A 21,103-nucleotide genomic window follows, 5' to 3' on the forward strand; every position below is an offset into this window, starting at 1 on the left:
GGGCAACGCAGTGGTTCAGCGCTCGTCGGCCACGACGACCTCGACCCCGGCGGCGCGCACGGCGTCCACCTGGTCCGCCGAGGCCTCGGCGGTGACGACGACGTCGATGTCCTCGAGCGCACGGACGACCCCGAGGTGGGCACGGCCGAACTTCGACCCGTCCGCGACCACGACCGTACGCCGTGCCGTCGCCGCGAGCATCCGCTTCGTCTCCGTCTCGGGCAGGTTCACGTTCGTCAGACCGTGGTCCACGTCGACGCCCGTCCCACCGAGGAACACGACGTCGGCGGCGATCATCGGCACGACGGTGTTGTTGAACGGCGCGACGAGCGAGTGCTGGAGCGGCCGGAGCGTGCCGCCGGTGACAATGACCGTGAAGCGTGGGACGGCGGGCTCCAGCGCGAGCGCGGTGGTCAGGGAGTTCGTGACGACGGTCACGTCGACCAGGTCGGTGCGCGCGACGAGGGCGGACGCGACGGCTGCGGGCGTGGTGCCGACGTCGAGCACGACGCACTCCCCCGAGCGCACGAGGGCAGCGGCGGCGCGACCGATCGCCGCCTTCGCGACCTGGTGCTCCACGGCCGTCTCCTCGAGGGGCCGTTCGCCGGACCCGGCCACGAGACGGACCGCACCGCCGTGCACCCGCCGGATCCGGGCCTCCAGGTCGAGTGCGGCGAGGTCCTGCCGGACCGTCACCTCGCTCGTCCCCAGCGCCGCCGCCAGGGCGGCCGTCCGGACGAGCCCGGGTGCCCCCTCGACGATGGCGACGATGCGGTCCTGGCGGAGGGGCGCCGGGAGCGCGCCGTCGAGGAAGAGGTCGTCGTCGCTCACGCCCCCAGTTTCGTCCGCTTCCGTCTGCTTTCGCAACACTTCGGATCGCGGTAGGATCCTCCGGTGATCACCAAGCGCGCGACGAAGCTCGCGGACGGCCGCGACCTCTTCTACTTCGACGACGCCGACTCGACACTGCCCGTGGAGCGCAGCATCGACCAGCGTGTGCTCGATCCACGGCCGGAGACCGCCCGCATGCGGCAGGACGTCCTCACGGGCGAGTGGGTGTCGATCGCGGCGAGCCGGCAGAACCGGGTGTTCCTGCCGCCGGCCGACCAGGACCCCCTCGCGCCGCAGACCGCGGCGAACCCGTCGGAGATCCCGAGCCAGTACGACGTCGCGGTGTTCGAGAACCGCTCGCCGTCGTTCGGCCCGATGCTCGGCGGACCCGACGGAGCCGAGGACGCCCCGCCGTCGCTCGACGCCCTGACCGAGGTCGGGCTCAACCGGCAGTTCCGCAGCGTCGGCCGGTGCGAGGTCGTCTGCTTCTCCCCCGCGACCGAGGGCTCCTTCGCGTCGATCTCCGAGTCCCGCGCCCGCACGGTCGTGGAGGCCTGGGCGGACCGCACCGCCGCGCTCTCCGAGCTGCCCGGCATCCAGCAGGTCTTCCCGTTCGAGAACCGCGGCGAAGCGATCGGTGTCACTCTGCACCACCCGCACGGCCAGATCTACGCCTACCCGTACGTCACCCCCCGCACGCAGCGACTCCTGGCCTCGATCGAGCGCTTCGGCCCGGACCTCTTCGAGCAGCACCTCGCGAACGAGCGGGCGTCCGACCGTGTCGTCCTCGCCGGCGAGCACTTCACCGCGTTCGTGCCGTTCGCCGCACGCTGGCCGATCGAGGTCCACATGCTGCCGCACCGGCACGTGCCGGACTTCGCCGGGCTCACCGACGCCGAGAAGGACGAGCTGGCACACATGCACCTCCGGCTCACCCGCGGGATGGACCAGCTCTACGGGGACCCGACGCCGTACATCGCCGCCTGGCACCAGGCGCCGGTGCACACCGCCCGTGACACCGTGCGGCTCATGCTGCAGATCACGTCCCCGCGCCGCGCGGCGGACAAGCTCAAGTTCCTGGCCGGCAGTGAGGCCGCCATGGGTGCCTGGATCGGGGACCTCGTGCCCGAGAAGGCGGCCGAGTTCATCCGAGGAGGGATCGAACGCGCATGACGTTCCAGCAGGTCTACGGGTACGAGCCGACGGTGCGGTACTCCGCGCCGGGTCGGGTCAACCTCATCGGCGAGCACACCGACTACAACGACGGGTACGTACTGCCCTTCGCGATCGACCGGCGGACCGTCGCCTCGATCGGGCAGCGGGACGACCGGGTGCTGCGCGTCGCGTCCGCGTTCGACCCGTCGTCGGTCGTCGAGCTGACCCTCGACGAGCTCGACCCGTCGCGGATGCACGGCTGGTCGGCGTACGTCCTCGGCATCGCCTGGGCACTGCGTGAGCAGGCCGGAGCGGACCTGTCGGACAAGCACGGGTTCGACGTGTTCATCGAGTCGGACGTCCCCGTCGGCGCCGGCCTGTCGTCGAGCGCGGCGATCGAGTGCGGCGTCGCCCTGGCGTTCAACGACCTCTGGGAGCTCGGGCTCGACCGCAAGACGCTCGCCCGGGTGGGTCAGTACTCCGAGAACCACGCGGTCGGTGCCCCCACCGGGATCATGGACCAGTCCGCGTCGCTGCTCGGTGAGCAGGACGCGGTCGTGTTCCTCGACTGCCGCACGCTCGACACCGCCGTGGTCGACCTGGCGCTCGAGGCGAACGGCCTCGAGGTCCTCGTCATCGACACCCGGGTGGAGCACGCCCACGCGACCGGCGGCTACAAGGCCCGCCGTGAGTCGTGCGAGCGCGGCGCGCGCATCCTCGGCGTCGAGGCCCTCCGCGACGTGAGCGTCGAGGACCTCCCCCGCGCCGAGGAGCTGCTCGACGACGAGACCTTCCGCCGCGTCCGGCACATCGTCACGGAGGACCAGCGCGTCCTCGACACGGTGCGCACCCTCCGCGAGGACGGCCCGCGCGCGATCGGATCGCTGCTCGTGGCGTCGCACGAGTCCATGCGCGACGACTTCGAGATCTCCGTGCCGGAGCTCGACCTCGCGGTCGCGACCGCTGTGGAGCACGGCGCCGTCGGCGCACGGATGACGGGTGGCGGGTTCGGTGGAGCGGCGATCGCGCTGGTCGACCGGGAGGCCCGTGGCGCGATCGCGGACGCCGTCACGTCCGCCTTCGCCGCGGCCGGGTACCGCGAGCCGACCGTCTTCACCGTGCACGCCGCGCAGGGCGCCCGGCGCGACTGACGGGCGGCGCGCCGTCGCCGGCGCTGCGTCGTGTGCGGTGCGGTGCGGTGCGGCGCGGCGCGGCGCGGCGCGAGCGGTGCGCAAGGCACCCTCCGAGTCCGCACAACCAAAGGTGCTTCGCACCATGGGATCCCGTGGTGCGGGGCTCCTTTGGTCGTGCGGCGCTGCACAGCACAGTGGCCAGAGCGGGAGCACGCCGGTCACGCCGGGCGCGCGGGTAGGCAGGCCGGCGGGTGCGTTCAGCCCGTGTAGTCGGCGTAACGGGACACCAGGTCCACGTTCCCGATGACGAACGGGTGCGGGTTGCCGTGTTCGACGGCCCACTGCACCCAGGTCATCTCGACCGGGATGAGCAACCACACGAGCACGGTCGTCCCGATGACCCCGGCGAGCGCCAGACCCATGACGGTGTGTTCGTCGAACCGCGGGGCTCCTCGGCGGGCGATCGCGACGACGAACCCCACGACCGCGAAGCCCACGGTCAGGAGTGTCCATCCGACCCACGGGTGGCTCGTGATCGTCGTCTCGACACCGTCGCGCGAGAACCCGGTCGACCACCTCGCGCCGAACTGCTGGACGACGAGTGCGAGCAGGACGATGAGCACCATCCACCGCGCGTCCTTCGTGAGCTGCGAGGGCTCCGGGCGTGCTCGGAGCACCGGCTCGGTCAGCGCTCGTTCGTCCCCCATGGGGCGACCGTAGCACCCGGCGCGCGGTCTGGCGGAGGTGATCCGTGCCTCCAGTCCGGGGCGGACGCGACCGGAACGCGGAAGCGACAGATCCCCGTGGGCGGGCCAGGGCGATCTGTCGCTTCCGCGAGGGTGGCCGTCAGCGCAGGTGGCGCTCCGCCGCCTCGACGACGTTCTTCATGAGCATCGCGCGGGTCATCGGCCCGACGCCACCCGGCGTCGGCGACAGGAACCCGGCGACCGAGGCCACGGCGGGGTCGACGTCGCCGCGGAGCTTCGCCTTCCCGGTGGCCTCGTCGACGACGCGGCTGATGCCCACGTCGATGACCGCCGCACCGGGCTTGACCCAGTCCGGCTGCACGAGCCCGGCGACCCCGGCAGCGGCCACGATGATGTCCGCCCGTCGGCACTCGGCGGCGACGTCCTCGGTCAGCGAGTGGGTCAGGGTCGCGGTCGCCTCGAGGCGGGTGAGGAGCAGACCGAGCGGGCGCCCGACCGTCAGGCCCTGCCCGATGATCGTGACGTGCTGCCCCCGGATCGGGACGTCGTACGCCTCGAGCATCGCGACGATGCCGCGCGGGGTGCACGGCAGGGGCGCGTCGATCGTGCCGGCACCACCGGGGACGGCGAGCACGAGCTCACCGAGGTTCGTCGGGTGCAGGCCGTCGGCGTCCTTCGCCGGGTTCATGAGTTCGAGCATCGGGATCGGGTCGATGCCCTGCGGCAGCGGGAGCTGCACGATGAAGGCAGTCACCCGGGGGTCGTCGTTCATCTGCAGGATCGCCGCGCGGATGTCGGCCGCGGAGGCCGTCTCGGGCAGGTCGATGCGGACCGAGTCGAGCCCGATCTGCGCCGAGTCCTTGTGCTTGCCGGCGACGTAGGACACCGAACCCGGGTTCTGGCCGACCATGATCGTGCCGAGTCCGGGTCGGAACCCGTGGTCGTGCAGGCGGTCGATGCGGAGCTTCAGGTCGTCGAGCGTCCGGGCGGCGAGGGCGGCGCCGTCGATGCGGACGGCAGAGCCCTCCCCCGCCCAGAGCGCCCGCGGCAGGTCAGCCACGGCGGCGCTCACGCGTAGAGCGGGAACGCGTCGGTCAGGGCCTTCACCCGGGCCGACAGCGCGGCGATGTCCGGGTTCGGCATGAGCGTCAGCGCGATGATGTCCGCGACCTCGGTGAACTCGGCGTCGCCGAACCCGCGGGTCGCGAGCGCCGAGGTGCCGATGCGGACACCCGAGGTGACCATCGGCGGACGCGGGTCGAAGGGCACCGAGTTGCGGTTCACAGTGATGCCGACCTCGTGCAGGAGGTCCTCGGCCTGCTTGCCGTCGACCTCGGACTCGCGGAGGTCCACGAGCACCAGGTGCACGTCGGTGCCACCGGTGAGGACGTCGATCCCCGCAGCCTTGGCGTCGTCCTGGGTGAGGCGCGTCGCGAGGGCCTTCGCACCGCGGAGCGTACGCTCCTGGCGGTCCTTGAACTCCGGCTGGCCGGCGAGGAGGAACGCGGTGGCCTTGGCGGCGATCACGTGCATGAGCGGGCCACCCTGCTGCCCCGGGAAGACCGCGGAGTTCAGCTTCTTGAAGAGCGACTCCTCGTTGGACAGGATGATGCCCGAGCGCGGGCCGGCGAGCGTCTTGTGCACGGTCGAGGACACGACGTGTGCGTGCGGCAGGGGCGACGGGTGCAGCCCGGCGGCGACGAGGCCGGCGAAGTGCGCCATGTCCACCCAGAGCGTCGCGCCGACCTCGTCCGCGATCTCGCGGAACTTCGCGAAGTCGAGCTGGCGCGGGTAGGCCGACCACCCGGCGATGAGGACCTTCGGCTGGTGCTCGATCGCCTTCGCGCGGATGTCGTCGTAGTCGACCTCGAAGGTCTCCGGGTCGACGCCGTACGACACGGCGTTGTAGATCCGGCCGGAGAAGTTGAGCTTCATGCCGTGGGTCAGGTGACCGCCGTGGGCGAGCTCCAGGCCGAGGATCGTGTCGCCCGCGGAGGCGATGGCGTGCAGGACCGCGGCGTTCGCGCTGGCACCGGAGTGCGGCTGGACGTTCGCGTACTCGGCGCCGAAGAGCGCCTTGGCCCGGTCGATCGCGAGCTGCTCGGCGACGTCGACGAACTCGCAGCCGCCGTAGTAGCGCTTGCCGGGGTAGCCCTCGGCGTACTTGTTCGTGAGCACGGAGCCCTGCGACTCGAGGACGGCCCGGGGGACGAAGTTCTCGGACGCGATCATCTCGAGGGTGTCGCGCTGACGGCCGAGCTCCTGCTCGAGGACCTTCGCGATCTCGGGGTCGACCTCGCTGAGCGGGGCGTTGAAGCTGGTCTGCGTGGAGGCAGGGGGCAGATCGGTGATGGACACGGGACTCCTCGTTGTCGGTTCCGCCGCGCGCAGCACGACGAGGTGGACGGGTGGGCGCGGCCCAGGCGTACGGCCGCGCACCGTGTCAGGTGTCGCTCCCCGATGGTGACCCATCCAACGCCAGTCGCGACCCCTCGATCGTACCGAGCGGGCCGGTTCGTGTCACCCTGGAGGCATGACCCTGCTGCACCCCGACGTCGACGAGCGGACGGCGACCCGCTCCGACACCCCGTGGGTCACCGTGGTCTGGGACGACCCGGTCAACCTGATGTCGTACGTGACCTACGTCTTCCAGTCCTACTTCGGGTTCGGGCGCGCGAAGGCGGAGCGGCTCATGCACCAGGTGGACGAGGACGGTCGGGCGATCGTCGCGACCGGTGCCCGCGAGGCCATGGAGGCCCACGTCGAGGCGATGCACGGCTACGGCCTGCAGGCGACCGTCGACCGGGCACCGACCCCGTGACGCCGTTCGTCCGCCGCGCCGACGGCGTCCACCTCGGCATGTCCGCCGGGGAGCGGGCCGTGCTGACGTCGCTGACCGAGCAGCTCCGGCAGGTGCTCGACGGCGACCTGGGCGCCGACCCCGTCGCCGCGCGGCTGTTCCCGGACGCCTACCCCGACGACGAGGCGGCGAGCGCCGAGTTCCGCCGGTGGACACGGTCGGACCTGCTGACGCAGAAGACGGCGAACGCGGCGATCGTGCACGAGTGGTTGACCGGGGTGCGCGACGGCGGGTTCGCCCCCGAGGACGAGCAGGCGTGGCTGCGGTGCTTGACGGACCTGCGGCTGACGATCGCCGAACGCCTCGGCATCACCGACGCGGCGAGCGAGGAAGCGTCGTACCGCGCCGAGGCCGGGGTCGGCCTGCGGGACGTCTACGACTGGGTCGGGTACGTGCAGGAGCACCTGGTCGGCACGATCACCGGTCGGTGAGCGTCAGGCAGCGGCACGGGGACCGAGCAGTTCCTCGCGGTGCCGGCGAGCCCAGTCCGCGAGCGAGCGGGGAGGCTCCCCGGTGATGCGCTCGACCTCGTCGGTGAACGCGTCCACGCCGTCGAGGCCCCGTCGCGCGACTCGACCGAACTGCTGACGGAGGCCCTCGGCCTGCCAGGCGTCGACCCCGCTCGCGCGGAGCACGGTCCGGAACACCCGGCTCGGCAGGTGGAGGTAGCGGACCGGTCGCCCGAGCCCCTCCGCGAGCCCGCGTGCGACACCAGGGCCGTCGAGGAGCTCGGGGCCGGTGAGCACGGGCTCCGCACCGGTGTGGTCGCCGCGGAGCAAGACCGTCGCGGCGACGGCGGCGATGTCGGCCGTGTCGATCCACCCGATGACGCCGCGGCCCATCGTCTGCGGGAAGATCCCGCGTCGGATCGCCGGCATGGACGCCACGAGGTTCGTCATGAACCCGGACGGATGGAGGATCGTCCGCTCGAGCCCACTCGCTCGGATCGACTCGTCCACCTGCCAGATGGCGGCGGCCCACGGCATCGGCGAGTGCTCGGCTGCGTCCCCGCCGGACAGGTGGACGACCGCGCGGACACCGGCAGCACGGGCTGCGTCGACGGCGGTCCGCCCGTGTTCGGCCTGCCGTGGCGTCGCGGCCGTGACGAGGAAGAGCTGGTCGACGCCGTCGAGCGCCGCGGTCAGGGCCGCGCGGTCGCCGAGGTCGGCGAGGCGCGCGTCGATGCCCTGTGTGGTGAACGCGTCCACCTGTTCGGGGCGGCGCGCGATCACGCGGACGCGGGCTCCTGCGCCGAGGAGTCGCTCGACGGTCTGACCGCCCACGTCACCCGTGGCCCCGGTCACGGCGATGACGCCGTCGCTGTGCTGCACCATGATCCTCCCTAGTATCAGTTTTCTGATATCAAAGGCTACGCCGGTAGCCTGGGGTCGTGCCCCGGGAGTTCTCAGCGACGCGCGACGACGTCGACGCGATCGCCGCATGGACGGTGATCCGCGCTGCCCGCACGCTCGCCAGACGCCTCGGTGAGGTGCTCGCACCGCTGGGACTCAGCCCCGTCGAGTTCGGGGCACTCGTGCAGCTGGCGGCCGGCGAGCGGCTCACCCAGGCCGAACTGGCCCGTGCGGTCGGCATCCGCCCCCAGAGCGTCACCACCCTCGTCGCGGCACTCGCGGACCGCGGACTGCTCGACCGGGGCCCCGAGCGCGGACGCGGACGGCCGTCCCGGATCACCCTGACGAGCACGGGTCGGGCACTGCTCGCCGAGGCGTTCCCGGTCGTGCTCGCGAGCAACTCGTGGTTCGCCGGCGACGCGGAGCCCCTGTCCGCGATCCTGGCGCCGTTCGTCGGGGATGCGACCGGCCCCGCGGACGTGGTTCCCTGATCGACAGGCAGCCTTGCAAGTTCTCCTGTCGAAGTAGTACCGTGGCGGAATGACTTCTGATGGAGCACCCGACCTCGCCAGCGCGCTGCTGACGATCCACGGCCGCATCCGCCGGACCCTGCTCACGGGCAAGTCCGACGAGGTCACCGCATCGCAGACCGCGGCGCTCGGCCGACTCCTCCGGTACGGCGAGAGCACGGTCGCCGACCTCGCCCGCGCCGAGGGTGTCCGCCCGCAGTCGATGGGCGCGACCGTCCAGGCGCTCGTCGACCTCGGGTACGCCGAGCGCCGGCAGGACCCCTCCGACGGGCGACGGACCCTCGTCCGCGCGACCCCGGCGGGCGCAGCCGCGCGCGAAGACGCATGGTCGGCCCGCAGCCGGGTGCTCGCGGACCGGCTGGCCGCGCTCACCCCGGAGGACCGCGCGACCGTGGCCCGCTCGCTGGAGATCCTCGAGCCGCTGGTGGAACCGTGACCGCGACCACCCCGGTCCCCGTCCCCGCGCCCGCTCCGACCGACGGCGGCGGCAGCGGCTTCGGCCCGAAGCTCCTCGTCCCGGTGCTCGTCGGCCCGCTGCTCAACCCGATCAACACGACGATGGTGTCGGTCGCCCTCGCGCCGATCTCCCGCGACCTCGGGATCGGTGCGGCGCAGGCGATCTGGCTCGTGGCGGCGCTGTACCTCGCGAGCGCGGTCGCCCAGCCGACGATGGGCAAGCTCGCCGACCGGTTCGGCCCGAAGAAGGTGTTCCTCACCGGTCTCGTGATCGTCGGCGTCGCCGGGGTCGTGCCCGAGTTCCTCACCGGGTTCGGCGGTGCGGTGACAGCCCGTGTGCTGATCGGGATCGGCACGTCGTCGGCCTACCCGGCGGCGCTCACGACGCTCCGACAGCACTCGGCGCGGATCGGGAAGCCGACGCCGCCGCTCGTCCTCGGCGCGCTCTCGATCACGTCGCTCGTCTCCGCCGCTGCCGGGCCGCCGCTCGGCGGAGCGCTTATCGCGGCCTTCGGCTGGCACGCGATCTTCCTCGTCAACGTGCCGCTCGCGGTGTTCGGCATCGTGGTGTCGCTGCTGTGGCTGCCGTCCGACCGGCTGCGCCCGCAGAACGACGACGACCTGCCGGTGCTCCAGGCGCTCGACCCGGTCGGGATGCTCCTCATGACCGGGACCGTGTCGGCACTCCTGGTGTTCCTGCTCGACCTCTCGGCCGGGCTCTGGTGGCTGCTCGGGACCGCGGTCGTGCTGCTCGTCGCGCTCGTGCTGTGGGAACTGCGCGCCGTGAAGCCGTTCGTCGACGTGCGGATGCTCGCCCGCAACGGCGCGCTCTCGCGGACCTACCTGCGCCTGTTCCTCGTGTACCTGCTGGCCTACACGATGACCTACGGCTTCTCGCAGTGGGTGCAGGACGTCGCCGGCTACCCGAGCGACGCCGCCGGGTACATCCAGCTGCCGGCGGCGATCGTCGCCGGCGTCGCCTCGTTCCTGGTCGCGCGGAAGACCGCCGTCCGCGGGCCGCTCATCGCCGCGGCCGTGGTGCCGATCGTCGGCGGGCTGCTCCTGCTCCTGCTCGACTCGGGGTCCCCCGTGGCCCTGCTCGTGCTCACGCCGGCGCTGTTCGGCGTCCCGCAGGCCTTCGCGTCGGTGTCGAACCAGGCGGCGCTGTACCGGGTCGTGCCCGCGGAGTACATCGGCACCGCGGCCGGGCTCTCGCGGACGAGCGTCTACATCGGCGCGATCGGTGCGTCGTCGCTCATCGGCGGTGTGTTCGGCACGGCTCCCACCACGGCCGACCTACACGTCCTCGCGTGGGTGATCGTCGGCGTCGCCGTCGCGGCGAGCGCCCTGACGATCGCCGACCGCGCGCTGTCCCGTCCGGACGTGGTCTGACCGTGCAGCGTCGCGCGGGCATGGCTCTCGCAGCGTCGCGAACGCCGTGCCCTTCCGTGAGGTGGCAGTTCCGGTTCGATCAACGCGGCGTTCGCGAACCAGAACTGCCACGGACCGATCGCATCGTCCGCGCGCGGCGCGGGCTGCGTGGCGCACGGCACGCGCCAGGCGGCCGCCCCCAGGCGGCAAGCGTCGCGACCCGGATCCGGCCCGCGTCTCCCGGCCGGACCGCCAGCGCGACCACCCCGGAGCCGCGGCCGGACCGACGGACCCGCACCGCGCCTCCCGGCCGACCCTGGACGTGCAGCCCGGCCATCAGGCCGCCCCGGGCCGAGCAGCACCGCCGGGCCGGCGCGCGACAGCGTGCCCGGTACCCTGATCCGGTGACCGACCCGACGCCCGCGCACACCGCGGCCCTCACGCACTGGACCCTCACCCTCGTCTGCGACGACCGTCCCGGGATCGTGCACGCCGTGTCCGGAGCCGTCGTGGCCGCGCAGGGCAACATCACCGAGTCGCAGCAGTTCTCGAGCGCCGACACGAACACGTTCTTCATGCGCCTCCAGGTCATGGCCCCGGTCGACCGCGCCACCTTCGAGGACGCCCTCGAACCCGTGGTGCAGCGCTACGACGCCCGGGTGCAGCTCGACGTGGTCGGGCGGCCCCTCCGCACGCTCGTCCTCGTGTCCAAGGCCGGACACTGCCTCAACGACCTGCTCTACCGGCAGCGCGGTGGACAGCTGCCGATCGAGGTCCCCCTCGTCCTCTCGAACCACCCCGACCTGCAGGAGCTCGCGTCGTTCTACTCGGTGCCGTTCGAGCACCGTCCGGTGACCGACGCCGAGACGAAGCACGACATGGAGCAGCGGATCCTCGAGGCCGTCGACGAGCTCGACATCGAGCTCGTCGTCCTCGCGCGCTACATGCAGATCCTCTCGCCGGGGCTCTGCGCCGCGCTCGAGGGCCGTGCCGTGAACATCCACCACTCGTTCCTCCCCGGCTTCAAGGGAGCGAACCCCTACCGCCAGGCGCACGCGCGCGGCGTGAAGCTCATCGGCGCGACGGCGCACTTCGTCACGAGCGACCTCGACGAGGGGCCGATCATCGAGCAGAACGTCGTCCGGGTCGACCACACGAAGGACCCCGCCGAGCTCGTGTCGATCGGGCAGGACGAGGAGTCCCGCACCCTCACCCAGGCCGTCCGGTGGATCGCCGAGGACCGCGTGCTCCTCGACGGCGCCCGCACCATCATCTTCAAGTAGGCACCGTGTCCGCACCGCAGAGCCCCGTCGACTGGTCCGAGACCCCCGACCCGCACGCCGTCCGCCCCCGACGTACCGGCGCCTGGGACGTCCTCCGGGCCGTGGTGTGCGCGTTCGGCCTGTTCTCGCTCGGCTACTGGGGCTACCTCGCCTGGCCGTACCCGCTGCCGGCGCTGTTCTTCATCGTCGGCGCCCCGCTCTTCGCCGCGGTGGTGTGGTTCTTCTTCCGCTCGCCGCGGTCCCCGGTCGAGACGGACATCGTCGGCAAGACGATCGTCGAGGTCGCACTCGTCGTCGCCGCCGGTGCCGCCTGGGTGTCGATCGGGCACCCGGTCGTCGGGCTGGTCTTCATCGTGGTCGCCGCGGTGTCCGGCGTGGTGCAGTTCCGCCGGGAGGCGCGGTGACCGGCATCGGCGTCGCCGACGGGTCCGGCCTGGAGGCACGGCGCACGCTGGTGCGGTCGGCCCGCGTCGTCGACGCGGCCGGCACCACGGCCGACGGCTGGGTCCTCGTCGACGGTGACGTCATCCGTGCGGTCGGCTCCGGCCCCGACGTCCCCGCGGCGGACGAGGTCGTCGACCTCGGTGACGCCGTCCTGGTGCCCGGGTTCGTCGACCTGCACGGGCACGGCGGCGGTGGGGTGTCCTACGAGGACGAGTCCTTCGCGGCGGCCCTCGCGGTGCACCGGGCGCACGGCACGACCCGGTCGGTCCTGTCGCTCGTCGCGAACCCGCTCGACGCCCTGGTGACCTCGCTCGACCGCGTCCGCGAGGTCATGGCGTCCGACCCGCTCGTCCTCGGTGTGCACCTCGAGGGGCCGTTCCTCTCCCCGCAGAACAAGGGCGCCCACAACGCAGCGTTCCTGCTCGACCCGACACCCGACGCCGTCGACACGCTGCTCGGGGCCGGCGCGGGCGTGGTCCGCCAGGTCACGATCGCCCCGGAGCTCCCCGGCGCACTCGACGCGATCGAGCGGTTCGTCGCGGCCGGGGTCACCGTCGCCGTCGGCCACACGGTCTGCTCGTACGAACAGGCGAGTGCGGCGTTCGACGCCGGCGCGACCCTGCTCACGCACGCGCACAACGCCATGCCGGGCATCCACCACCGCGCGCCGGGCCCGATCCCCGCCGCGGTGGCCGACGACCGGGTGACGCTCGAGCTCATCCTCGACGGCGTGCACGTGCACCCGTCGGTGGCGTCCCTGCTGCTCGACGCCGCGTCCGGCCGCGTCGCGCTCGTGACCGACGCGATGGGCGCCGCCGGGGCAGCTGACGGCTCGTACACGCTCGGCTCCCTCGCGGTGACCGTCGAGCACGGGGTCGCCCTCGTCGCCGGGACCGAGACCATCGCCGGGTCGACGCTCACGCAGGACCTGGCACTCCGCAACGCCGTCGCCCTCGCCGGGCGGTCACTGCCGGACGCCGTGGCTGCACTGACCGCGGTGCCCGCGCGGGCACTCGGGCTCGAGGACCGGCTCGGCAGGATCGCCCCGGGGTACGCAGCCGACCTCGTGGCGCTGACGCCGGCACTCGAGGTGACCCGGGTGTGGGGAGCCGGGCGTCCGATCGGCTGATCGTCCGGCCGCCGCGTCGCTCGGGAACGGATCTGTCACACGGGGGCGCATCCGGACACTCACTGTTCGGAGGCAATCGTGAACACACAGAGGGGGCCGGGCACCGTCCCGGACACAGCACTCGTCGCCGCCGTCGCGAAGGGCGACGGGGAGGCGTACACCGCACTGCTCGACCGACACTCGCGTGCGGTCTTCCGCTACGCATGGGGGCTCGCCGACGAGCGGTCGGACGTCGACGACATCGTCCAGGAGACGTTCCTCGTCGCCTGGCGGCGGCGGAAGGACATCGGGCTCGTCGGCGCATCCGCGCTGCCGTGGCTGCTGACCACGACGCGGTACGTCGCGATGAACACGAACCGGCAGCGACGGTCGAACCGGACCGACCAGGTCGACGAGCACAGCGGTGCGTCCGAGGCCTGGTACCGCCAGGTCGCGCATGACGAGGCCGTGCACCAGCTGCGGTGGGTCCGCGCGGAGATCGCCGCGCTCGAGTCACCCGATCGCGAACTCTGCGAGCTCTGTCTGCTGCAGGGCCGGTCCTACGACGAGGCCGCCGCGATGCTCGGCCTCACCCCCACGAACGCGCGCAAGCGCATCCAACGGTCGCGCGCGAAGCTGAAGTCGAGCCGCGCGCTGCACGAGATGGAGCAGACACTGTGATCACCGCACCGCCGCCCGAGGGTGCCGCCCTCGACGAAGCCATCCGTCCGATCCGACGCGCGGTGCTCGACCGCACGGTCCGCCGTCACCGCCGCTCCCGCTGGACCTTCGGGGCGGTCGGGTCCGTCGCGGCGGTCACCGCCCTCGCCACGGTCATCGTCGGCGGCGACCTGACCGGGACCACCGAGCGCGTGCCGGTCGTGGGGTCGCACCCGCAGGCCGCCACCGCCGCCGAGGTCCTGCGCAGGGCCGCCGACGAGACCGTCCGGGCGAGCGATCCGACGGTCGGGCCGGGGCAGTACCTCGAGGTGTCCACGAAGCGGGAGAGCCAGGCGTTCTTCGGTGACGCGAACGAGTACTCCGCGCTCGTGCCGTACACGATCACGGTGTACCGGCCCGCGGACGTGTCGGCCGAGTGGACCCTCGTGCGCACGTCCGGCGAGCCGACACGGTTCTTCCCCGCCGCTTCCGCCACCGAGGCCGCCGCGGAGTGGAAGGACGAAGGGTCGCCGTACCCGACCGGGACCCTGCACGGAGCGGGCGGTCAGTTCGAGGGGTACTCGGAGTGGACCCCGGCGCACCTGACCGAGATGCCGAGGGACCCGGACGAGCTGTACACGTGGGTGTCGGAGCACGCCACCGGTTCCGTGAGCCACGCGGAGGCGATGACGACGCTGATCTCCGACGACCTCGCGACCGGGCTCGTCCCCGCGGACCTCCGGAGCGCCCTGTACGAGGTGCTCTCGAAGATCCCGGGGACGACGATCACCCACGACGCGGTGACGCTCGACGGCCGCACCGGCACCGCGATCGGCCGGGACGAGCCGAACCGCGACGGCGAGCACTCGGAGATCGTGATCGACCCGGACACCGGGGCGTACCTCGGTTCGCGGACACTGACCGGCTCGGCGAGCCGAGTGCTCCCGACGGGGACGGTGCTCGACTCGTCCGCGGTCACGACGTCCGTGGTGGACCGGGTCCCGCAGGGCTGACCGGGCAGTACGGAGCGGTGGCGTCCGGGTTCCCCGGGCGCCACCGTCTCGTGGGGACCGGGTGCCACCGTCTCGTGGGGACCGGGTGCGATCGACTTCGCCAGCGGCGAGGCCCATCGCCGGTACGCGCATCGTGGACAAGCCGCACGGTAGGTTGCGGGAGTGGGCTTGCTGCAGGACCTGTACGACGACGAGGATGCCGGTCTCGACCAGACCGCGCGACTCCGCTCCGTCCAGGCAGCGTTCCGACCGGTGCCCGTCGACACGACCGGGTGGACGTCCGCGTCCGCCTCTCGCGCAGCGGCCGGGGTGTCGGGCGACCTCGCCGAGATCGTCGTCGCACCGGACGGTCGGTCGGCGACGCTGACCCTCGGTGACGTCATGGGGAAGGGGACCCCGGCGGGACTCCTCGCCGCGAACCTCCTCGGCGCACTCGACGCCCTCGCCCGGGAGAACCCCGCGGTCGCGGTCGAGGGGGCGGAGAACGCCGTCCGGGCACGGTTCGAGCGCGCCTCGGCGTTCGCGACGCTGTTCCACGCGAGGGTCCGCCTGGCCGACGGCGCGGTCGAGTTCGTGGACGCGGGCCACGGGTTCGCCGCGATCGGGCACGCTGACGGGCGGACCGAGCGCATCGCGTCGGTCGACCTCCCGATCGGACTGCAGCCGCGGGGGTTCGCGCGGCTCCCCCGGCACGTCGACCTGGGCCCCGGGGACGTCCTCGTCTGCGCGTCCGACGGCATCCTCGAGCTCCCGGACGCGACCTTCGACACCCTGACCGACCTGGCGGCCCGGCTCGTGGCCGTCCCCACGCTGACGGACGGACTCGCGGCGTTCATGGCGAGCGCCCCGGAGCGTGTCGACGACGACCTCACGCTCGTCGCGCTCCGACGGGAGCACGGCACCGCCGGGCGGACCACACCGGACGGCCCCGAAGGGAGCACACGACGATGAGCCTCCGATCCCTCGTGTTCACGACGGCCCGGACCGGCCGCCTCGACCAGGCCGGGCTCCTGCGGCTCCTGGCCGTCGAGCGCGCTCGGAACGCCGACCTCGGCATCACCGGGGTGCTCGCGCTCGACGACGTGAACGTGTTCGGCATCGTGGAGGGGCCGGCCGAGGTGGTCCGTGACCGTGTCCGCGAGGTCGCCGCCGACCCGGCGAACGTCGACGTGCAGGTCGTGCTCGACGACCCGATCGAACACCGGGCCTTCGCCGACTGGTCCATGGCGTTCCGCACGGACGACCCGGCGATCCTCGCCCTTCCCGGCTTCGTGGACCTGTTCGACCCCGAGCGCGTCCCGGGCCCCGGCTCGACCGCGACCCGGTCCGGAGCGCTGCTCGAGTGGTTCCTCCGCACGCCGCCGGGGCAGCTGTCCACACGGCGCAGCACCATCCCGGTCCGCGACCGCATCCTGCAGGCGTCCATCGAGGTCCTCCGCGACGTCGGTCCGGCGCGCGCATCGCTGGGAGCGGTCGCCGATCGGGCGGGCCTGTCCGAGGAGGAGGTCGCGAAGCACTACCAGACGGTCCCGGTCCTCCTCGCGTCGACGCTCGCGACCTGGTTGGACCAGGTGATCGCCCCGTTCGCGCCGATGGCCGTGACGGACGGCACCGTCGCCTACCTCCGGCGGCTCGTCGTCGCCTTCGCCGAGGACCCGGCCCTCGACCGGCTGATCGTCTCGTCGCTCGCGCCCGCGGCCGATCCCGGCGAGCCTGCCGGCGAAGCGTTCCTCGCCAGCTACCGGGCGTTCCGGGCGGGGATCCGCTCGTCGCTGGAGCACGACATCGTGGTGGGCCGCGAGCCGAGGACGATGGACCCCGCCAAGGGAGCGCAGCAGTTGCTCGCCCTGTTCGACGGCTTGCGCATCCAGAACCTGTTCGACCCGGAGCCGGACGTCGCGGCGACGTTCGCCCGCGCGGCCGAGCGGCTCCGGACCGGCTGGTCGGAGCCCTACTCGTCCTGACGGACCGCCGTCAGACCGACGCCTCGGTCCCCTTCGCCTTCCCGACGAGCACGTCCACGACACCCGCCACGAGCGCCGCCGCGACGAACACCAGGGCGACCCCGAGGCCGAGCGGCAGTCCCTGCGCGTAGTCGCCCTTCGAGCTGGCGAGCGCCGAGTAGAAGACGCTTCCGACCGCCGCGATGCCGATCGCCGAGCCGACGCGCGCGCCGACCTGGATGAGCCCACCGGCGGAGCCGCCCTGCTCGACCGGCACCTCGGACAGCGTCAGGGTCTGGTTCGGCGAGATCGTCAGGCCGGAGCCGACACCCGCGACGAGGAGCGGCACGACGAGCCACCACCCGAGGTCCGACCGGTAGTGGTTCGCGACGACCCAGATGACCCCACCGAGCCCGATGAGCACCAGGACGGTGCCGACGACGATGAGCTGCCGTCCGAAGCGCGAGACGATGCGCCCACCGACGGTCGACGCGATCCCCGACCCGATCGCGAACGGCACCGAGGTCGCCCCGGCCAGCAGTGCGGAGTAGTGCAGACCGGACTGCAGTGCCAGCGTGAGGACGAAGAACAGCGGGGTGAAGCCGGCGAAGTACACCGTGGCGAGGCCGACCCCGAGCGAGAACGACCGGCGCCGGAACAGACCGAGGTCGACCACGGGTTCCTTGCTGCGGCCGTAGTGCCGCTCCCAGAGGACGAAGAGCACGGCGAGCACGACCGCCGCGACGACGAGCAGGTACTTCGCGTTGCCCTTCCACTCCTGGGACTGGACGAAGGGCAGCAGGAGGGCGACCACCGCGGCCCCGAGCAGGGCGATGCCGACCGGGTCGAAGTCGTGCTTCCGCCCACGCTCGGTCTTGGGCGCCGCGGGCAGGTACCGGAAGGCCAGGAGGACCGTGACCAGTCCGACGGGCAGGTTCACGAAGAAGACGAAGCGCCAGCCGTTCTCGGTGCCGAACGCGGTGATGAGGAGGCCGCCGACGAGCGGGCCGATCGCGGTGGCGATGCCGACGGTGGCGCCGAAGAGCCCGAAGGCGGTGCCCCGCTCCTTGCCGCGGAAGAGCTGCTGGATGAGGGCGGTGACCTGCGGGGTGAGCAGACCGCCGGCGAGCCCCTGGACGAGCCGGGCGATGACGAGCACCAGGCCGTTCGGGGCGAAGCCGCAGAGGGCGCTGGCGAGCGTGAACAGGCCGACGCCGATGACGAACATCCGCCGCCGTCCGGACGCGTCACCGAGGCGGCCGCCCGGGACGAGCAGGAGCCCGAATGCCAGGGCGTAGCCGGAGAGGATCCACTGCACGGCCTCGGGGCTGGCGCCGGGGAGACCGGAGGAGATGGACTGCAGCGCGACGTTGACGATCGAGACGTCGAGCAGGACGATCCCGCCGCCGAGCAGGCAGATGACGAGGGCCTTCCAGCGGTTCGGGTCCGGCTGGCCGCCGTCGGGACCGCGGCGGTCCGGCTGGTCACCGTCGGCGTCCCGGCCGGTCGACGACGAGGGCGTCGAGGGCACCTCGACGGCCGCCACGTGGTGGGCGGTGTGGTGTGCGACGGTGGGAGCCGCATCGGGCTCGACGGGTTTGCGGTGTTCGGCAGCCATGACATCGCCACGCTAGGCGCACCGCCGTGCAGGCTTCGCAGCGTGCACGCGCAGCACGTACCCCGGTCCGCCGCAGCGTGCACGCGCAGCACGTACCCCGGTCCGCCGTCGCCTGCGAGGATGGCCGCATGAGCGTCATGGTCTCCGCGTTCGACGCGCAGCGCACCCGTACGAGCGAGAAGTACACGACCTACCCACCGGAGGTCCTGCCGATGTTCGTCGCCGAGATGGACGCGTTGCTCGCGGAGCCGGTCCGGGACGCCCTCGTCGCGGCGGTCACGAACGGGGACACCGGCTACGTGGGACACGGCAGGGCGCTCCCGGAGGCCTTCGCCGACTTCGCCGCCGAGCGGTGGTCGTGGCGTGTCGACCCCGACCTCGTCCGCACGACCACGGACGTGTCGGTGGCGGCGGTGGAGACGCTCCGCCGGGTCATCGAGCCCGGCGACCAGGTCGTCGTCATGCCGCCCGTCTACCCGCCGTTCTGGGAGTACGTGGCGGAGGCCGGCGGCTCGGCGACCGAGGTACCCCTGCTGCCGCCGACGGATCCCGGGGACGCGTCCAGCACGACCGCCGGCTGGCGGATGGACCTCGACGGCGTCCGACGGGCGTTCGAGGACGGCGCCCGCACGGTGCTGCTGTGCAACCCGCACAACCCCCTGGGCCTGGTGCACCCCCGCGACGAGCTCGCTGCTCTCGCCCGGCTCGCGGCCGAGTACGACGCGGTGGTGGTCTCCGACGAGATCCACGCCCCGCTCACCCACGCGGACGCGGTCTTCACGCCGTTCCTCGACTCCTGCCCGGTGGCAGCCGACCTCGGCGTCGCCCTGACGAGCGCGAGCAAGGCGTGGAACCTCGCCGGCACGAAGTGCGCCCTGCTGATCGGCGCGTCCGAGCGGGCACGGGCCTGGTTCGACGGGATGCCCGCCGAGGTCGTCGAGCGGACCGGCATCCTCGGCTACACCGCGAGCGTGGCCGCCTTCCGTGCGGGCGGACCGTGGCTCGCGTCCCTGCTCGCGGAACTCGCCGCCAACCGCCGGACCCTGGCCGAACGCCTCGGGGAGGTGCTGCCCGGCGCCCGGTACCGGCAGCCGCAGGCGTCGTACCTCGCCTGGGTCGACCTCGGCGCGCTGCCATTCGGTGACGACCCCGCGCCGGTCCTGGTCGACCGGGCGCGGGTCGCGCTGTCACGAGGCCTGGACTTCGGTCGCCAGGGCGCCGGACACGTGCGGCTGAACTTCGGCTGCTCGGCCGAGACGCTCGACGAGGCGCTCAGCAGGCTCGCGACGGCCCGCTGACCCGCCGGCTCACTCGAACCGCTGCCACGCCGGCTTGTTGTCGTACGTGTAGCGGTAGTAGTCCGCGAGTCGGAGGCCGGCGGCCGCCTCTTCGTCCACGACGACGGTCGCGTGCTCGTGCAGCTGGAGCGCCGACCCGGGGACGAACGACGACAGCGGCCCCTCGACCGCGGCCGCGACGGCGTCCGCCTTGGCCGAGCCCTGCGCGACGAGCACGAGCTCGCGGGCCTCGAGGATGGTGCCGAGCCCCTGCGTCATGCAGTGGGTCGGCACCTGGTCGGGCGAGTCGAAGAAGCGGGCGTTCGCCGCGCGGGTGGACGGCGCGAGGGTCTTGATGCGCGTGCGGGACGCGAACGACGACGTCGGCTCGTTGAACCCGATGTGCCCGTTCGCGCCGATCCCGAGGATCTGCACGTCGACCCCGCCGGCGGCACGGATCGCGGCGTCGTACTCCTTCGCGGCGAACTCGAGGTCCGCAGCGCGGCCGTCAGGAACCCGGACGCGCGCCGGGTCGAACCCGAGCGGACCGACGACGTCGCGGGCGATCACCGAGGCGTAGGACTCGGGGTGCTCGAGCGGGATGCCGACGTACTCGTCCAGCGCGAAGCCCCGGGCCTCGGCGAACCCGATCTCGCCGGCGTCGACGCGGCGCTGCAGGTCGGCGTAGATGCCCTGCGGGCTGGACCCGGTGGCGAATCCGATGACGGCGGACGGCTTCTTCGCGACGACCGACGCGATCTTGGCCGCGGCGACGCGACCGACCTCCGCCGGCGTGGGCAGGATGATGATCTCCACGATCACACCATACTGGTCATGACCAGTCCGCGACAGGGTCGTGCCGTAGCGTGGTGCCATGCCGACCCCCGACTTCGTCCTGGCCCTCCGCGAGCGGATCGGGAACGCCCCGCTGTGGCTCACCGGCGTGACGGCCGTGGTCACCCGGGGCACGGGCGCCGAGCGTGAGCTCCTCGTCGTCCGGCGGGCGGACACGGGCGCCTACACCCCGGTGACCGGGATCGTCGACCCGGGCGAGGAGCCCGCCGTCGCCGCTGCCCGCGAGGTCCTCGAGGAGGCCGACGTGGTCGCCGAGGCCGAGCGGCTCGCGTGGGTCCGGGTCCTGCCCGAGATGACCTACCCGAACGGCGACCGTGCGCAGTACCTCGACCTCGTGTTCGCGTTCCGGTACGTCTCGGGCACGCCGTTCCCGGCCGACGGCGAGAACACCGAGGCTGCCTGGTTCCGGCTCGATGCCCTCCCGCCCATGTCGGAGGACATGCGTGCCCGGGTCGACGCCGCGCTCTCGGACGAGGTGGCGACACGCTTCCAGCGCTGACGCGCTGG

The 21,103-nt window shown here is 72.7% G+C and carries 23 protein-coding genes and 1 riboswitch; of the genes, 16 read left to right on the top strand and 7 right to left on the bottom strand.

Translation table 11 applies throughout. The annotated features are described in order from the left end of the window. Positions 1-15: 15 nt before the first annotated feature. Positions 16-831, bottom strand: coding sequence for a DeoR/GlpR family DNA-binding transcription regulator (locus MON03_RS15380; protein ID WP_242089308.1), 816 nt, complete (start codon positions 829-831; stop codon positions 16-18). Positions 832-894: 63 nt separating this feature from the next. Between MON03_RS15380 and galT the strand changes: the two genes are divergently transcribed. Both galT and galK read left to right on the top strand, forming a co-directional pair. Next, on the top strand, positions 895-2,004 hold the full coding sequence (galT, locus tag MON03_RS15385; RefSeq protein WP_242089310.1) for a galactose-1-phosphate uridylyltransferase: 1,110 nt from the start codon (positions 895-897) through the stop codon (positions 2,002-2,004). Beyond that, the gene (galK, locus tag MON03_RS15390; protein WP_242089313.1) at positions 2,001-3,137 is read left to right on the top strand and encodes a galactokinase; all 1,137 of its coding nucleotides are present in this window, start codon (positions 2,001-2,003) and stop codon (positions 3,135-3,137) included. The genes galT and galK overlap by 4 nt, the downstream gene beginning before the upstream one ends. A 239-nt stretch (positions 3,138-3,376) precedes the next feature. Here the strand turns inward: galK and MON03_RS15395 are convergent, their stop codons facing one another. From MON03_RS15395 to glyA, 3 genes are all read right to left on the bottom strand, one after another. Then, positions 3,377-3,826, bottom strand: coding sequence for a hypothetical protein (locus MON03_RS15395; protein WP_242089314.1), 450 nt, complete (start codon positions 3,824-3,826; stop codon positions 3,377-3,379). 139 nt (positions 3,827-3,965) lie between these two features. Then, on the bottom strand, positions 3,966-4,898 hold the full coding sequence (locus tag MON03_RS15400; RefSeq protein WP_022903414.1) for a tetrahydrofolate dehydrogenase/cyclohydrolase catalytic domain-containing protein: 933 nt from the start codon (positions 4,896-4,898) through the stop codon (positions 3,966-3,968). Next, entirely contained in the window at positions 4,895-6,178 is a 1,284-nt protein-coding gene (gene glyA, locus MON03_RS15405; protein ID WP_277927294.1) for a serine hydroxymethyltransferase, read from the bottom strand. Before glyA ends, MON03_RS15400 begins: the two co-directional genes overlap by 4 nt. Before the next feature lie 58 nt (positions 6,179-6,236). Next, positions 6,237-6,322, bottom strand: a riboswitch (ZMP/ZTP riboswitch). Between the two features lie 37 nt (positions 6,323-6,359). Between glyA and clpS the strand changes: the two genes are divergently transcribed. Further along, positions 6,360-6,647 carry an ATP-dependent Clp protease adapter ClpS gene (gene clpS, locus MON03_RS15410; RefSeq protein WP_242089317.1) on the top strand — a complete coding sequence of 96 codons (288 nt, stop codon included), beginning with the start codon at positions 6,360-6,362 and terminating at the stop codon, positions 6,645-6,647. Next, positions 6,644-7,117, top strand: coding sequence for a DUF2017 family protein (locus MON03_RS15415; protein ID WP_242089319.1), 474 nt, complete (start codon positions 6,644-6,646; stop codon positions 7,115-7,117). The genes clpS and MON03_RS15415 overlap by 4 nt, the downstream gene beginning before the upstream one ends. Positions 7,118-7,120: 3 nt before the next feature. On the opposite strand, the gene MON03_RS15420 is transcribed toward MON03_RS15415, so the two are convergent. Then, positions 7,121-8,020 carry an NmrA family NAD(P)-binding protein gene (locus MON03_RS15420; protein ID WP_175327631.1) on the bottom strand — a complete coding sequence of 300 codons (900 nt, stop codon included), beginning with the start codon at positions 8,018-8,020 and terminating at the stop codon, positions 7,121-7,123. A gap of 56 nt (positions 8,021-8,076) precedes the next feature. Here MON03_RS15420 and MON03_RS15425 point away from each other — a divergent pair, with 56 nt between their 5' ends. From MON03_RS15425 to MON03_RS15470, 10 genes are all read left to right on the top strand, one after another. Next, the gene (locus tag MON03_RS15425) at positions 8,077-8,529 is read left to right on the top strand and encodes a MarR family winged helix-turn-helix transcriptional regulator (protein WP_175327630.1); all 453 of its coding nucleotides are present in this window, start codon (positions 8,077-8,079) and stop codon (positions 8,527-8,529) included. Positions 8,530-8,578: 49 nt separating this feature from the next. After that, the gene (locus MON03_RS15430) at positions 8,579-9,004 is read left to right on the top strand and encodes a MarR family winged helix-turn-helix transcriptional regulator (protein WP_242089321.1); all 426 of its coding nucleotides are present in this window, start codon (positions 8,579-8,581) and stop codon (positions 9,002-9,004) included. Beyond that, positions 9,001-10,416 carry an MFS transporter gene (locus MON03_RS15435; RefSeq protein ID WP_242089323.1) on the top strand — a complete coding sequence of 472 codons (1,416 nt, stop codon included), beginning with the start codon at positions 9,001-9,003 and terminating at the stop codon, positions 10,414-10,416. The genes MON03_RS15430 and MON03_RS15435 overlap by 4 nt, the downstream gene beginning before the upstream one ends. Before the next feature lie 383 nt (positions 10,417-10,799). Continuing rightward, entirely contained in the window at positions 10,800-11,678 is an 879-nt protein-coding gene (purU, locus tag MON03_RS15440) for a formyltetrahydrofolate deformylase (protein ID WP_175327627.1), read from the top strand. Between the two features lie 5 nt (positions 11,679-11,683). Continuing rightward, positions 11,684-12,082, top strand: coding sequence for a YrdB family protein (locus MON03_RS15445; RefSeq protein ID WP_242089325.1), 399 nt, complete (start codon positions 11,684-11,686; stop codon positions 12,080-12,082). Beyond that, positions 12,079-13,251, top strand: a complete 1,173-nt coding sequence (nagA, locus tag MON03_RS15450) for an N-acetylglucosamine-6-phosphate deacetylase (protein ID WP_242089327.1) — start codon at positions 12,079-12,081, stop codon at positions 13,249-13,251. Before MON03_RS15445 ends, nagA begins: the two co-directional genes overlap by 4 nt. Positions 13,252-13,329: 78 nt before the next feature. Further along, complete coding sequence (locus MON03_RS15455) at positions 13,330-13,911, top strand: RNA polymerase sigma factor (RefSeq protein ID WP_242089329.1); 582 nt, start codon at positions 13,330-13,332, stop codon at positions 13,909-13,911. Next, positions 13,908-14,903 (top strand): CU044_5270 family protein, encoded by a 996-nt coding sequence (locus MON03_RS15460; protein WP_242089331.1) that lies wholly within the window; start codon positions 13,908-13,910, stop codon positions 14,901-14,903. The genes MON03_RS15455 and MON03_RS15460 overlap by 4 nt, the downstream gene beginning before the upstream one ends. Before the next feature lie 162 nt (positions 14,904-15,065). Further along, positions 15,066-15,854, top strand: coding sequence for a PP2C family protein-serine/threonine phosphatase (locus MON03_RS15465; RefSeq protein WP_175327623.1), 789 nt, complete (start codon positions 15,066-15,068; stop codon positions 15,852-15,854). Next, positions 15,851-16,867, top strand: a complete 1,017-nt coding sequence (locus MON03_RS15470; RefSeq protein WP_242089333.1) for a BLUF domain-containing protein — start codon at positions 15,851-15,853, stop codon at positions 16,865-16,867. The genes MON03_RS15465 and MON03_RS15470 overlap by 4 nt, the downstream gene beginning before the upstream one ends. 10 nt (positions 16,868-16,877) lie before the next feature. Here MON03_RS15470 and MON03_RS15475 read toward each other — a convergent pair whose 3' ends face one another. Then, complete coding sequence (locus MON03_RS15475; RefSeq protein WP_242089335.1) at positions 16,878-18,464, bottom strand: MFS transporter; 1,587 nt, start codon at positions 18,462-18,464, stop codon at positions 16,878-16,880. A gap of 128 nt (positions 18,465-18,592) precedes the next feature. Between MON03_RS15475 and MON03_RS15480 the strand changes: the two genes are divergently transcribed. After that, the gene (locus MON03_RS15480; RefSeq protein ID WP_242089337.1) at positions 18,593-19,762 is read left to right on the top strand and encodes a MalY/PatB family protein; all 1,170 of its coding nucleotides are present in this window, start codon (positions 18,593-18,595) and stop codon (positions 19,760-19,762) included. 9 nt (positions 19,763-19,771) lie between these two features. Here the strand turns inward: MON03_RS15480 and nagB are convergent, their stop codons facing one another. Then, the gene (nagB, locus tag MON03_RS15485) at positions 19,772-20,557 is read right to left on the bottom strand and encodes a glucosamine-6-phosphate deaminase (protein ID WP_242089339.1); all 786 of its coding nucleotides are present in this window, start codon (positions 20,555-20,557) and stop codon (positions 19,772-19,774) included. Positions 20,558-20,615: 58 nt separating this feature from the next. Between nagB and MON03_RS15490 the strand changes: the two genes are divergently transcribed. Beyond that, positions 20,616-21,095 (top strand): NUDIX hydrolase, encoded by a 480-nt coding sequence (locus MON03_RS15490; protein WP_022903777.1) that lies wholly within the window; start codon positions 20,616-20,618, stop codon positions 21,093-21,095. The last annotated feature ends 8 nt before the right edge of the window (positions 21,096-21,103 follow it).

This window comes from Curtobacterium sp. DN_7.5 (assembly GCF_022655355.1).
In the GTDB taxonomy this organism is placed as follows: domain Bacteria; phylum Actinomycetota; class Actinomycetes; order Actinomycetales; family Microbacteriaceae; genus Curtobacterium; species Curtobacterium luteum.

Excerpts from the sequence above, each read along its gene's own strand:
- MON03_RS15395 (WP_242089314.1), bottom strand. The coding sequence starts at position 3,826 with ATGGGGGACGAACGAGCGCTGACCGAGCCGGTGCTCCGAGCACGCCCG.
- galK (WP_242089313.1), top strand. The coding sequence starts at position 2,001 with ATGACGTTCCAGCAGGTCTACGGGTACGAGCCGACGGTGCGGTACTCC.
- MON03_RS15480 (WP_242089337.1), top strand. The coding sequence starts at position 18,593 with ATGAGCGTCATGGTCTCCGCGTTCGACGCGCAGCGCACCCGTACGAGC.
- MON03_RS15430 (WP_242089321.1), top strand. The coding sequence starts at position 8,579 with ATGACTTCTGATGGAGCACCCGACCTCGCCAGCGCGCTGCTGACGATC.
- MON03_RS15475 (WP_242089335.1), bottom strand. The coding sequence starts at position 18,464 with ATGGCTGCCGAACACCGCAAACCCGTCGAGCCCGATGCGGCTCCCACC.
- MON03_RS15470 (WP_242089333.1), top strand. The coding sequence starts at position 15,851 with ATGAGCCTCCGATCCCTCGTGTTCACGACGGCCCGGACCGGCCGCCTC.
- MON03_RS15420 (WP_175327631.1), bottom strand. The coding sequence starts at position 8,020 with ATGGTGCAGCACAGCGACGGCGTCATCGCCGTGACCGGGGCCACGGGT.
- clpS (WP_242089317.1), top strand. The coding sequence starts at position 6,360 with ATGACCCTGCTGCACCCCGACGTCGACGAGCGGACGGCGACCCGCTCC.
- MON03_RS15490 (WP_022903777.1), top strand. The coding sequence starts at position 20,616 with ATGCCGACCCCCGACTTCGTCCTGGCCCTCCGCGAGCGGATCGGGAAC.